Source organism: Hymenobacter swuensis DY53 (assembly GCF_000576555.1).
In the GTDB taxonomy this organism is placed as follows: domain Bacteria; phylum Bacteroidota; class Bacteroidia; order Cytophagales; family Hymenobacteraceae; genus Hymenobacter; species Hymenobacter swuensis.
Genome location: NZ_CP007145.1, coordinates 1,543,514 through 1,556,021, shown reverse-complemented (window position 1 = coordinate 1,556,021; position 12,508 = coordinate 1,543,514). Strand labels below are relative to the sequence as shown.

13 protein-coding genes and 1 pseudogene are annotated in these 12,508 nt (G+C 61.1%); 8 read left to right on the top strand and 6 right to left on the bottom strand.

Translation table 11 applies throughout. The annotated features are described in order from the left end of the window. Nucleotides 1-12: 12 nt before the first annotated feature. On the bottom strand, nt 13-1,149 hold the full coding sequence (locus HSW_RS08145; protein WP_044001528.1) for a PAS domain-containing sensor histidine kinase: 1,137 nt from the start codon (nt 1,147-1,149) through the stop codon (nt 13-15). 198 nt (nt 1,150-1,347) lie between these two features. Here HSW_RS08145 and HSW_RS08140 point away from each other — a divergent pair, with 198 nt between their 5' ends. The 3 genes from HSW_RS08140 (at nt 1,348) to HSW_RS25180 (ending at nt 2,821) form a co-directional block, all read left to right on the top strand. Then, on the top strand, nt 1,348-1,884 hold the full coding sequence (locus HSW_RS08140) for a pyridoxamine 5'-phosphate oxidase family protein (RefSeq protein WP_044001527.1): 537 nt from the start codon (nt 1,348-1,350) through the stop codon (nt 1,882-1,884). A 114-nt stretch (nt 1,885-1,998) separates the two neighbouring features. Continuing rightward, nucleotides 1,999-2,427, top strand: coding sequence for a DUF3592 domain-containing protein (locus tag HSW_RS08135; RefSeq protein ID WP_044001526.1), 429 nt, complete (start codon nt 1,999-2,001; stop codon nt 2,425-2,427). 19 nt (nt 2,428-2,446) lie between these two features. Further along, on the top strand, nt 2,447-2,821 hold the full coding sequence (locus HSW_RS25180; RefSeq protein WP_044001525.1) for a DUF3592 domain-containing protein: 375 nt from the start codon (nt 2,447-2,449) through the stop codon (nt 2,819-2,821). A 298-nt stretch (nt 2,822-3,119) separates the two neighbouring features. On the opposite strand, the gene HSW_RS08125 is transcribed toward HSW_RS25180, so the two are convergent. Beyond that, entirely contained in the window at nt 3,120-3,329 is a 210-nt protein-coding gene (locus HSW_RS08125) for a hypothetical protein (protein ID WP_044001524.1), read from the bottom strand. A gap of 873 nt (nt 3,330-4,202) precedes the next feature. On the opposite strand from HSW_RS08125, the pseudogene HSW_RS08120 reads away from it, so the two are divergent. Next, nucleotides 4,203-5,081, top strand: a pseudogene (locus tag HSW_RS08120) (SDR family oxidoreductase). Between the two features lie 121 nt (nt 5,082-5,202). Here HSW_RS08120 and phbB read toward each other — a convergent pair. The 4 genes from phbB to HSW_RS08105 form a co-directional block, all read right to left on the bottom strand. Next, nucleotides 5,203-5,949, bottom strand: coding sequence for an acetoacetyl-CoA reductase (gene phbB / locus HSW_RS08115; protein ID WP_044001523.1), 747 nt, complete (start codon nt 5,947-5,949; stop codon nt 5,203-5,205). Between the two features lie 359 nt (nt 5,950-6,308). Further along, nucleotides 6,309-7,469: a multinuclear nonheme iron-dependent oxidase gene (locus tag HSW_RS08110; RefSeq protein WP_052346243.1), complete on the bottom strand. Its 1,161-nt coding sequence runs from the start codon at nt 7,467-7,469 to the stop codon at nt 6,309-6,311. A gap of 157 nt (nt 7,470-7,626) precedes the next feature. Continuing rightward, the gene (locus HSW_RS24190; protein ID WP_155832880.1) at nt 7,627-7,800 is read right to left on the bottom strand and encodes a chryseobasin-related MNIO class RiPP peptide; all 174 of its coding nucleotides are present in this window, start codon (nt 7,798-7,800) and stop codon (nt 7,627-7,629) included. 115 nt (nt 7,801-7,915) lie between these two features. Further along, nucleotides 7,916-8,452 carry a YfiT family bacillithiol transferase gene (locus HSW_RS08105; protein ID WP_044004317.1) on the bottom strand — a complete coding sequence of 179 codons (537 nt, stop codon included), beginning with the start codon at nt 8,450-8,452 and terminating at the stop codon, nt 7,916-7,918. 143 nt (nt 8,453-8,595) lie between these two features. On the opposite strand from HSW_RS08105, the gene HSW_RS08100 reads away from it, so the two are divergent. The 4 genes from HSW_RS08100 (at nt 8,596) to purU (ending at nt 12,403) form a co-directional block, all read left to right on the top strand. Next, nucleotides 8,596-10,821: a T9SS type B sorting domain-containing protein gene (locus HSW_RS08100; protein WP_081768324.1), complete on the top strand. Its 2,226-nt coding sequence runs from the start codon at nt 8,596-8,598 to the stop codon at nt 10,819-10,821. Nucleotides 10,822-10,897: 76 nt separating this feature from the next. Next, nucleotides 10,898-11,047: a hypothetical protein gene (locus HSW_RS24535; RefSeq protein ID WP_197031968.1), complete on the top strand. Its 150-nt coding sequence runs from the start codon at nt 10,898-10,900 to the stop codon at nt 11,045-11,047. 39 nt (nt 11,048-11,086) lie between these two features. Beyond that, a complete protein-coding gene (locus HSW_RS24530; RefSeq protein ID WP_197031967.1) occupies nt 11,087-11,377 on the top strand; it encodes a DinB family protein in 291 nt (96 codons plus the stop codon). Nucleotides 11,378-11,569: 192 nt separating this feature from the next. After that, entirely contained in the window at nt 11,570-12,403 is an 834-nt protein-coding gene (gene purU / locus HSW_RS08090) for a formyltetrahydrofolate deformylase (protein WP_044001521.1), read from the top strand. The last annotated feature ends 105 nt before the right edge of the window (nt 12,404-12,508 follow it).

The window sequence follows — 12,508 nt, the reverse complement described above, 5'->3', positions numbered from 1 at the left end:
ACAGCGTAGCGCCTACTGAAACACAACGGCGTCTACCAATTCGTCGGGTAGGCGGCTCAGCGCCCCTTCAGCCAGCGGAATGTCCACGGTAAACACGCTGCCTTTGCCCTCCACGCTGCTCACCGACAGCGTGCCGTCGTGCCACTCCACGATGGTTTTGCAGAGCGAAAGGCCCAGGCCGATGGTTTCCTCGCCCCGCAGGCCCAGCCGCCGGGCCCTGGTAAACCGCTCGAACACGTGCGGCAGCATGGCCGCCGGAATCCCGATACCGTCGTCGGCTACCTGCACCCGCGCCCGGTCCGGCAGCCCCGTCACGGTCACCCACACGTGGCCTTCGTCGCGGGTGAACTTCATGGCGTTGCTCACCAGGTTGATAACCACCTGCGTGAACTTGCTCACGTCCAGGTTCACGTACACCGCCTCCGCCGGCAGCGAGTACGTGAAATGGTGCCCCAGCAGCTTGTAGCCGAGTTGCAGCTGCGCCAACGGGCCGCGCATGATGTCGCCCAGGTCCACCCGATCCATCTTCAGGTTGGTGGCCACAGCCGCCGTGAATTCAATGTTGATCAGGTCGCGAATCATCTTTACACTCTCCCGGCTGGTGTTCTCCAGCATATCAAGCATCTGAGCGACCTGGGGCCGGACCGCCTCCGGCAGCTCGTCGCGCAGGTATTGCGCCAGCTGTTCCACCATGATAAAGGCCCCGCTCGCGTCGTGCGAAAGCACCTCCAGCGTCACGTTCTTACGGCTGTTGAATAAGTCCGAATTAGCTTGGTGGTGCTTGGCCGCACTGATATCGTGCAGGGTGCAAACCAGTAGCGGGCCACCGGCTTCGCCCACATGGTAGTAGGGAATGGCCGCAAACCACTGCGCCAACTCGCCCACGCGCTGCAACCGGACCTCGATTTCACCTAGCTGCTCCCCCCGCATCCACCGCGCCCAGTGCTCGGCCAGGTAGGCCTGGTCGTCGGGGTGAATGCGGGCCAGCAAAGCGGGGAGTTCGGCGTTGACGCCGGCACAGGTGCCCAGCAGTACCGGCCCGTAGGCCGCATTCACGAAAACCACCTGCCCGGCGGCTATGTCGTAGACGAACTGCACCTGGGTGCTGGCCTGCACCCGGGCCATGAAAAGGGCGGAAAAATCAAGCATGACACAGGATATAGGAAAACACAACTATTATCTGGTAGAACGGCAACCGACCATAAACAACTGAACCCAACGGCCGGATGCGCCTTACTGGCCCAATTGAGCAGTTTACTCCCAACGCTGCCCCCCCCATTACCGGCCCCACCCTTGCCACTGGCCCCCAATCGCCCTACCTTGCCGCCCCGCCAACTCCTCTTCCGCATGGGCAAGCACTACCCCGCCATCAGCGCCGACATTCAGGTCTTTATCGAGCAGCAGCACGTGTTCTTCGTGGGCACCGCCGCCGCCGATGGGCGCGTCAACATCTCCCCCAAGGGCCAGGATACCCTGCGCGTACTCGACGCCAACCGCGTGGCCTGGCTCAACCTGACCGGCAGCGGCAACGAAACCGCCGCCCACCTGCTGGCCCTCAACCGCATCACGCTCATGTGGTGCGCCTTCGAGGGCCGCCCCAACATCCTCCGCCTCTACGGTACCGCCACCACCTACCACCCCCGCGACGCCGAGTGGACCACCCTGCTCCCGCTGTTCCCGCCCCTCCCCGGTGCCCGCCAGATTCTGGTCGTCGACGTCGACCTGGTGCAAACCTCCTGCGGCATGGCCGTCCCCTTCCTCGACTTTCGCGCCGAGCGCGACGAGCTAAACGACAGCATGGAAAAGCGCGGCCCCGAGCAGGTGGCGCAGTACTGGCACACCCGCAACACCCGCAGCCTCGACGGCAAGCCCACCGGCATCTGAACCAAGCCAGCGGCGTGGGCACGCAACCAGTGCGCCGCCCGCTAACAGCCAATCAAACAACCCTACCCCAGCCACATCCGCCACTCCGGCCCTGCCCAGCTCCTGCATTTCCCAATGGATAAGCTCTTCTTCCTGCTATTCGCAGTCATTGTTGTGGGAATGGCGTTTGCCCTATATAAAAATTCACACAGCCGCCTACATATTCTCAGGCGTGGCAAGCGGGTTCCAGGCGAAATAGTAGACCTGGAGTTTTTTGATCTGTTTCACCGTTTTCCGGTGGTTCGCTTCAGGACGAGTTCGGGGCAACTCCTGACGCTCACTGCTTCAGATAAGACGCACATCTCTGAGTTTAGAAAGGGCCAGCAAGTCGAGGTTTGCTACCTGCCAGCGGCACTAGATCAATTCGTAATCGTTTCGGGCCTTGACGCCCTGGTCAAGTCAGAAACCGAAGTAGCGAAGGGCCCTTATCGGCTTAAGAAAGGCCAGGAGCGGCGCGCCAACCCGAAAGGCAAACCCGATCGGCGTACTCGGCAGCCTGAATAGAGTCTATCAATAACCCACCATGCCAGCGCTTATAATGGAGACTATACTTCCCCTTCTCGCTGGTGCCAGCCTGTTTTTATGGGGTTTGTGGCTTTGGCGACAACGGCAGCGACTTGTGCGCACGGGCCAATTTGTCCTGGGCACGATTGTGGGCCACGACGACGGCCCTATCATCCAGTTTCACACTCAGGATCAACAACCCATAACCGCAAAGCCCTCCGCCAGTCCGTCAAGGCGGCGTCACCTAAACGGAGCTTCTGTTGGGCTATACTACAATCCTGACAATCCGCAGGAAGTTGTGCTTGACACCACAGAGCACAAGTTTTTGCCTTGGCTATTTATGGGTATGGGTGCGGTCTTTCTGATGAGCAGCATCCTTTTCAAAGGCGGATAACGTCCTCCCACACCCCAACCACCTCCGCCACTCCAGCCCCACCTAGCTCCTACAGATGCTGGAAAAGCCGGAGAACATTGCCGGGGGATTGAGCGGAATTCGGGAGGCATTGAAGCGGGGAGTAGGTTATGATACAGCCATAATGTGGAAGTTATACCTCCACTGCTGCCTCAGCAGCAAACCTATACTATTTCAATATACAAAAGGCCCCGCCGCAACCGCGCCGGGGCCTTTCTCATGCCCAATAATCGTCAGGCTCCCCCTCTCCACGGGAGAGGGGGCCGGGGGGGGAGGTCGCCTACCGCACCACCCAGCGCCCTTCACCATCCAGCTGCTTCTGCACCACCAGCAGGTAGGGCGCATCGGCCGGCCCCAGCTTGCTGTAATCCGGCAGATGCACCTCCGCCTTGTTTTTCACCGCCAGCCCCGGCCCCGCTTCCGGCAGCGCCGTGAGGGTCGACGCCGTGTAGTGGTCCTGGGCCGCCGCCACCGCCTCAATGCGGGCCACCAGTGCCGCCAGCTCGTCGCGGCCCTGTGCAATTTTAATTAATCGCCACCAGCGGCGCGCCCGCCTCCGCCAAGAAGCGCAGCACCGCCCCATACATCGTCACCTGATTTTGTTGTTTGGTAGTCATAAATACGCGTAAGAGTGATTAATAAAGGATTTTCGGCCGGTCAGAGCCAGCGGCAAAAACTACTATTTTTTCATATACCAAAATACCTATACTTCCACTGCCACCACTTTTTTTTACTATCTCCCCACTTCCCCCCGCTCGCCAGCTGACAGCTACCGCCTCCCCCGGCGGTATGGCCAGCCGCATTCGAAAAAAAAACAGCGAAAGAACGTCCTACTGAGCTTGTCGAAGCATCTCGCGTGCTGACTTCTGATTACTAATCCAACGTCAGCACGCGAGATGCTTCGACAAGCTCAGTAGGACGTTCCAGGTGGGGCCTCTCGTCAACAACCCGCATTCATCAGGCAGCACCTACCACTTGCCAGCTACCACCTGCCAGCTAGCTCCTACCGCCGGTCAGTCATCACCTACCAGCCGCCAGACAGCACCTACTGCTCGTCAGTTGTCAGCTACCAGCTGGCATCTACCACCCGCCAGATAGCACCTACTGCCTGTCAGTTATCAGCTACTGCCTGCCGGACAGCACCTACCGCTTGCCAGTTGTCAGCTACCCGCAGTAAAGGCAGCACCTTCCTGGCCGCGCCGCGGCAAGCCGGAACCACATCCGCCGCCGCAGTCCTACTCAATCCGACAGGGAAGCCCCCGCCACCCGAATTGGCCCGCGGTACGGCTTCGCCTGAACTCGCGCCGGTAGCGCCCGTATCCCATAGCTGTCCATATCCCTCAACCCCGCTATTTCTTTCCCGATGAATACCGAACACAACGAACCGCGCCCCACCAACAGCGAAATCAACCCCAAGCCCATCGGCTACCCGACCTCCGAGGAAAGCATGGACGTCAAGCCCGATTGGGATATGTCGAACTACCGCCCCGCCGGCAAGCTCCGGGGCAAAGTCGCCCTCATCACCGGCGGCGACTCTGGCATCGGCCGCGCCGTGGCCCTGGCCTTCGCTATGGAAGGTGCAGATGTAGCCGTCATCTACCACACCAACGCAGAGGACGCCGCCGTGGTGGGCCGCGCCGTGGAGGCCCAGGGCCGCAAGTTTCTGGCCATTCAGTGCGATGTCCGCTCGGCCACCGCCTGCCGCGAGGCCGTCCGCCAGACCTACCACGAACTGGGTGGCTTCAACATTCTCGTCAACAATGCCGCCTACCAGATGGGCTACGAACACTTCGAAACCATCCCCGAGGAAAACATTCACTAAACCTTCGATACCAACATCAAGGGCTACATCTTCATGGCCCAGGCCGCCATTCCGTTCCTCAAGGAAGGCGACGCCATCATCAACACCGGTAGCATTGTGGGCCTAGTGGGCCACCCCCACCAGATTGACTACGCCAGCACCAAGGGCGCTATTCACACCTTCACCAAGAGCCTAGCCGCCTACCTCGGCGAAAAGAAAATCCGGGTAAACGCCGTCCTGCCCGGCCCCATCTGGACGCCTCTCATTCCCGGCACCATGCTCAAGGAAGACCTCCAGCAGTTCGGCGACGCCACCATGCTTGGCCGCCCCGGCCAGCCCGAGGAGCTGGCCCCGTCCTACGTCTACTTCGCTTCCCAGGATGGCAGCTACTCCACCGGCAGCCTGCTGGAAGTAACCGGCGGCATGCCCAAAACCAGCTAACCCGCCCCGTGCCGGCAGTTCCCAGTCCGACGCCAACACGCAAAAAGGCCCTTGATATATTATCAAGGGCCTTTTTGCGTGTAGTAAATACGCGAAGAAATTATGTACCTACAAGGGCCGGTTACGCCATGTGCTGACCGCCGTTGATGGCGAAGTTGGAGCCGGTGATAAAGCCGCTTTTCGCCGAAATCAGGAACGATACGGCTTCGGCAATTTCCGTGGGGCCACCCAGGCGGCCTACCGGAATCTGGGCAATAATCTTCTCCCGAATGTTTTCCGGCACGGCCATCACCATTTCGGTTTCAATGTAGCCGGGCGAAATCGTGTTAACCGTAATGCCATACTTAGCCACTTCCAGTGCCAGCGACTTCGTGAAGCCGTGCATGCCGGCCTTGGCGGTGGAGTAGTTCGTCTGGCCGTACTGGCCCTTCTGGGCGTTGATGGACGAAATGTTGATGATGCGGCCGAAGCGGCGCTCCACCATGCCCTGAATCACGTGGCGGGTGCAGTTGAACACGCTGTTGAGGTTGGTGTTCAGCACCTCGTCCCACTGCCCCTTGGTCATCTTCACGAACGACGTGTCGCGCGTGATGCCCGCGTTGTTGATCAGAATATCAATGGGGCCGATGTTCGTCTCGATGTGCTGCACCATCGCACCCACCGAGTCGAAGTCGCTCACGTCGCCGTGTACCAGCTCAATATGGTGGCCGGTTTTGTCTAGCTCCTGCTGCAGCTGCACCGATTTTTCCTCGTTGCGGAAGTTGCCCACCACCCGGTAGCCGTCTTCACTGAGCTTGCGGCACAAAGCCGTGCCAATACCCCCGGTGCTCCCTGTAATTAATGCAATACGCTCGTTGTTCTGCTTCATGCTGTCTGTTGGATCAGTTCAGTTCTCAGGTCGATTTTCCGGTTTCCGTCGGCAGTACGTAACTACCACGGCCAGAAACCGGCAAATCCCCGACTCAAAAGAACGAAGGGATACCGCAACTTTCATGCGAAAGACTAAAATAAGCCCAACTACCGGCTCACCCCGCAGGGTACGGTGGAAACACCAATATCATCATAACATATTGACGGTCAGAATAAATACCAGGATGTTTACTCGTTTTCCATTGCATTTCCCCAAGCAGACTATCTGTAAGCGGGCGTCCATGGCGCCGCCGGTCTTGGTTGTTCCGGCTGGAGTGTAAGAGGCAACGCCCGGGTTATGTATTCATCCGGCCCCGGTTACTGCTTCCATTTCTGGGCGATGCTGATAGCCGTTTCCAGCATGTGGGGTTCCCAGTCCTCAATTTTCCAGGCGGTGTGGGCCAGCGGGGAAGCACGGAGCTGGTGCCGGGCCTCGGCAAAGGAAGTAGCCGTTTCCAGAATGTGCGCGAGGTGACGCTGTTGCGTATGCAGCTGTTCGTCTTCTGCCGCGGCCGCTGTCAGGGGCCCGGCCGGCCCGGGCAGAAACGACTGGTAGATCGGGTTCTGCGGCCGTTGGGGGCGCTGCTGCACCAAGGTTTCCATGCGGCTAAAATCGGCCCGGAACCGGGTGCGGCTGGCTTCGGTGTGCAGGGCGTTGCCCAGCTGCTCCAGCACCACAAACTTCAGGTTGGGGCAAAGCGGCAGGGCGTATTCCAGCAGCTGAAACACCTCTTCCGGCACGGCCTCATCGTGGGTATCCCGCCGGATCTGCCGGCCGGGCACCTGCCCCGACGGCTGCCAGCTGCCCCCCGATATATGAATTTCCCGCACCAGCTCCAGCGGAAATGCGCTGAGTAAACTCTCAGTCGACAGGGAGAAATTGTGCAACTGACAGTACACGTTGTGCAGATCCAGAATCAGAAAGCCATTGACCGGCGCCACCAGCTTTGCCAGGAACTCCCCGTGCCGCTGCACTTCCGCCAGCGAGTAGGCGAAGGCCAGATTTTCCAGGCCTACCGGGCAGCCGCAGGCGGCCTGTACTCGCCGGAGCCGGTCCTGGCCGAGGCGGAGAGTGGAACTGGTGTACGGAATGGGCAGCGGGGCCCCGGAGTGAAAGTTCTCCCCCGTAAAAAAGCCAAAATGCTCCGTCACGTGGTCGAAGGCCACCTGCGCGGATAGCTGCCGGAGCTGCTCCAGCCACTGCTGCTGCTCCGCCGTCCACCGCCCCGATAACAGGGAGAAGTACACGCCGTGGCCAATCAGCCGGCCCTGGGTGCTGTAGCTCCTGAGCAGGGCCATGAACCACTCGGGCACCTGCTCAACCGCAAACAGGGTGTCGAAAGACCATTCAAGGGCCGCCACCCGCCCGGCTTCCAGTAGCGGAAAGGCCGCCGCCAGAATATCCGCGTCGAGGTTGCAGGCCAAGGTGGCAAGCACCGGAGGATGCTCTACCGGGAGCGGGAAAGTCGGCGTAGGCATAGCTTAAGGCATAATTCAGAGTAAAACTAAAAAGGTCGTCCGGCCCGGCAGGCGGCGACCTGCTGCGCCGGACGACCTGAACAGCCGGTCAACCGCACGGCATTTCCGGTACAACCAGCCACGCCGTGCGGCGCTACCGGCCGAAGCGCGGGGCATCTTACCCCAGGCCGCAGGCCGGGCAGTTAATGGGTTCTTTCGAGGCCTCGCCACTTTTTTTGGCTTCCTGCTCGCTCGTTTGCTTTGGCTTCGGATCGTTTTTGGAGCTACAGCCCGTCGTTTGCACGGCCAAGCCAACCAACACGGCGCCAAGTACCGCTTGCGGAATTTTCATAGTGCGTGAAATAATGGTGAACGAGAAATTTAAGTTTATCCAATGGTAGAGCCAAGTAGAACGTCTACGGTTGCATGCACTGGGCAAAACGATTCATCGGCCTTACTTAGTGTTACTAACCTTCCTCACCCAGTAGCCCGAGGTGGGCCAGGTGGTGGCGGCCGTGCCAGCTGTACTGCACCAGGGCCTGATCGAGGGTGTAAGTGCGGTCGTAGAGCGGGTGGTAGAAGGTGCGCTGCCACTCGGTTTCGGTCAGGTGCCAGAGCAGCGTAACCCAGCGCGAGTGCAGCGCCTCCAGCAGCGCCAACGACACCGTGACGGGCACCGCATCATTGTCGGGCAGGGCGGCCCAGGCGTTCATGTCGAAGGCCCGGATGGTGGGGTTGTCCTCGGTGAGGGCTAGGCGGTAGCGCAGGTAGAAGTTCAGGTGCACATCGGCCACGTGATGAATCACCTGCCGGCCGCTCCAGCCCCCGGGACGGTAAGATTGTTCTAGGCCCGCGCCCCCGGCCTGCCGGGCGGCGGCCGTGAGCTGGGCCGGCAGGGCTGCTAGCTGCTCTATGTAGTCGGCCCGCTCGGCAGGTGTGAGGGGTTGGGTGGGCAGTTCGGGCTTGCCGATGGGGTATTGCCGGTCGATGAGGGGAGTTTCCATAGCAGTCAACTGAATAGGCTTGAACTGGTTTACCGTCAACATACCCCTCGTTTAACTTACTTGCGGCAAAGTCAGGCCCACACGGGAAGACGCCAGTGCCAGCCCTCCCTTTTCCAGCGGCCGGAAAGCTCATTTTTATTGCTATGCCTTTACCCTTACATCCCCTTCGCGTGCTGGTCTGCACGGTTTTTTTACTGCTCATCTACAGCTGCTGGCGGGCCCCGCAGGCCAGGGCACAGGTGCTGCCGCGGCAGTGGGACCGCACCCTTGGCAACGCCGGCATGAATACCCTCAACCGCATGCGGCCAACCGCGGATGGAGGCTACATTCTGGGCGGCCAGGTTGACCCCACGCCCAGCCCCGACGTTAGCCAGCCCCACCACGGCGTTATCGATTACTGGGTTATCAAGCTCGATGCCCAGGGCAGCAAGCAATGGGACCGGGTACTGGGCGGCAGCAGTGATGAATACGTAATCGATATTACCCAGACCGCCGACGGCGGCTACATCGTCGGGGGCTGGTCACGGTCGGGCGCTTCCGGCGACAAGACCCAGCCCAGCCGGGGCGGAATTGACTACTGGGTGGTGAAGCTCGATGCCCAGGGCCGTACGCAGTGGGAAAAAACGCTGGGCGGCAGCAGTAATGATTACCTGACGACCATCACTCAGACATCTGATGGCGGTTATCTGGTGGGGGGTGATTCTTCCTCCCCGGTTTCGGGCGATAAGTCGGCCCCTGTTGGAGGGCCCTGGTTGGTGAAACTTGACGCCAGTGGTCAGAAAGTGTGGGATCGAACGCTGCCCGGGATTAAAACGGGAGGGCTGGTGGCCCTCCTCCCCACTACCGATAGCGGCTACTTGCTCGGCGGGAGGATAGCGAATACTTCCCCCACCGGCAACTTGGATTTTTGGGTCATCAAGTTAAGCGCTGCGGGCCAACCTCAATGGGAGCTGTCGGTGGGCGGATCGGATGACGACTTGCTGCATGCCCTGTGCGCTACGCCCGATGGCGGTTATGTGTTGGGGGGCATCTCCTACTCCGGCGCCTCGGGCACTAAGTCTCAGGGCCAGCGCGGCCAGGGCGATTATTGGCTGGTGAAGCTCGATGCGCTGGGCACCCTGCAGTGGGAACGAACGCTCGGGGGGGCGGGCAAAGACGACCTGACGTCCCTCTACCCGGACCCCGACGGCGGGTACCTGGTCGGCGGGTACTCCGAATCGGGCGTTTCGGGGGAGAAGAGCCAGCATTCCCTGGGGCAGGCCGACTTCTGGCTGGTGAAGATTAACGCAGCAGGCCAGCCGCTCTGGGACCAGCGTTTCGGCGGCTCCGGGTTAGAGGTCCTCAAGGATGCTTTTCCCACTTCGGACGGGGGCTACGCACTGGGGGGCAGTTCAACTTCGGATGTTTCCGGGGATAAAACGCAGCCCAACCGCAGGCTCGGGTTCCCCAACATATGGGTGCTCAAGCTGGGAGTGGCCCCACCCGAAGTCAGCCTGCCGGCCGTGGCCGCTGTATGCGCCGGCCAGCAGGTAACCCTGACGCCACTTGTGAAATCAATTACCTCCCCGCTCACCTATCAATGGAGCACGGGCGCTACCACTCCTACCCTTCTCGTGTCGCAGCCCGGCACGTACTCCGTCACAGTTAGCTTCCCCGGCGGAAAAACGGCTACCGCCCAACGCCAGGTGCTGCCCTTCGCGCCAGCCCTGCGCATCACCGGCGACTCGGTCCTGTGCGGCGGTTTGCCCCTGACCCTGCAGGCCCAGGATGCGGCGGCGGTGGCGTACCGCTGGAGCACGGGCGCCACCACCAGCACCCTGACGGTTACCCAGTCGGGCACTTACTCTGTTACGGCTACCTATAGCGGAGGATGCACCGCCACCACTACCCAAACGGTGCGCGCCGCACTACTCCTACCGGCTTTCACATTGGGGCCCGACACGACCATCTGCCAGAGCCAAACGCTGCTGTTGCAGGCCCCACCTGTTGCCGGGGCTACCTACCGCTGGTTCGATGGTTCAACGGCCTCCACCCTGCTCGTAAAAGAACCCGGCGACTATTCCGTGCAGATCACCACCCTTTGCGAGTCGGTGAGTATGCGCCGCCGGGTGAGCGTGGCTCCATGCCTGACTATTCCCAACATTATCACTCCCAACGGCGACCGGGTCAATGAGCAGTTCGTCATTCAAGGGCTAACCGGCAATGACTGGGAATTGGCTATCTATTCCCGCTGGGGACAACGGGTTTATGCTTCCAGCGCTTATCGAAATAATTGGGGCCCGGGCGCAGCTCCGGGGGCGTACTACTATACCTTACGGCAAACTACCACTGGCCTCACTTATAAGGGCTGGCTCCAGGTAACGCGGTAGCATCAGGGTCTGTACGCCATCTGCAGCCGTTATTTATCACGCATGATGCGTCAGTATTTCCCCTCCTGCCTGCCCCATGAACGCCACTACCCATCCGCAGCTACTCGATGAGCTGGAATTTTTGCTCGGCAAAGGCGACGCCCACGTTTCGCTGGAGGAGGCCTGCCAGGACCTCATACCCGCCCTCATCAACGCGCCCGTGCCGGGGCTGCCGCACACCATCTGACAGCTGGCTGAGCACCTGCGCATCGCCCAGTGGGACATTGTGCAGTTCTGCCTGAACCCGGCCCACGTCTCGCCCGAGTTTCCGAGCGGCTACTGGCTCGCCCCCACCCCACCGGCTAGCGCGGCGCAGTGGCACGCTACCCTGCAGGCCCTAGCCGATGACCGCACCCGGTTTCTGGCGCATCTGCACCGCGCCCCCGACCTGTTTGCGCCCTTCCCGCACGGCACCGGCCAGAGCCTGCTGCGCGAAGCCCTGGTTATTGCCGACCACAATGCCTACCACGTGGGCCAGATTGTACTCGTGCGCCAGCTGCTGGGAGCTTGGGAGTAGGTGCTTCATCGCAAAGCACTCCGGATTGGGGCCGCCCACCCCGGGCGGAAAGTTTCGGAGCTTACCGCGCCTGTAGCCGGCGCGGCCGAGGCAGCAGGGCCACCGCGGAATCCGGCAGATGTTGGCGGACGGAAAGGGGAGTCTGGCGGGCAATGCCTATCCTTGCAGCCTGTATTTTTTTCCGCGCTGCGTATGATTCATTTTTTGCTGATTGACTGCCCCGACGAGCCGGGCTTGGTGTACCGCGTTACGGAGGTGCTCTACCGCTACGGCCTTAACGTGCTACGCAACGGCGAGTTCGTGGACCGCCACGACCAGCACTTCTTCATGCGCACCGAGTTCGACGGCCCCTGCGAGCCGAAAACGCTGCTGCAAGAGCTGCGCGCCGCCCTGCCTCCCACCGCCCGCGTGCGCCTGCGCAACGACCAGCCCCGCCGCATTGTACTGCTGGCCACCAAAGAGCACCACTGCCTCTCCGAGTTGCTGGTGCGCCACTTCTTCGGCCAGCTCCACGCCGAAATCCTGGCCGTCGTCAGCAACCACGATACCCTGCGCGCCATCACCGAGAAGCTGGGCGTGCCCTACCACCACCTCAGCGCCGAGGGTCTTTCCCGCGAAGCCCACGAAGCCGCCCTGCTCACCCAGATTGAGTACTACCAGCCCGAGTTTGTAGTGCTGGCCCGCTACATGCGCATTCTGTCCTCGGAGTTCGTGGCGCACTTTCCCGAGCGACTCATCAACATTCACCACAGCTTTCTGCCGGCCTTTATCGGGGCCAGCCCCTACGCCCAAGCCTATGAGCGCGGCGTGAAAAGCATCGGGGCCACCGCCCACTTCGTCACCGATCAGCTCGACCAGGGTCCCATCATCGCCCAGAGCGTCATCCCCACCGACCACACCCAGAGTGCCCGCGACATGGCCCAGGCCGGCCGCGACGTGGAAAAGCTAACCCTGGCCCGTGCCCTCACCCTAGTCTTCCGCGAGCAGGTAGCCGTCCACCGCAACCGCACCATCGTCTTCGAGTAGCAGCCAGTAGGGCAGTTCTGACAGGAGCCACACGTCATTGTAAGCAGCACGTCATTCCGAGCGCAGCCGAGGAATCTCGCGTGCTGACGTTGGCGTGGTAACCAC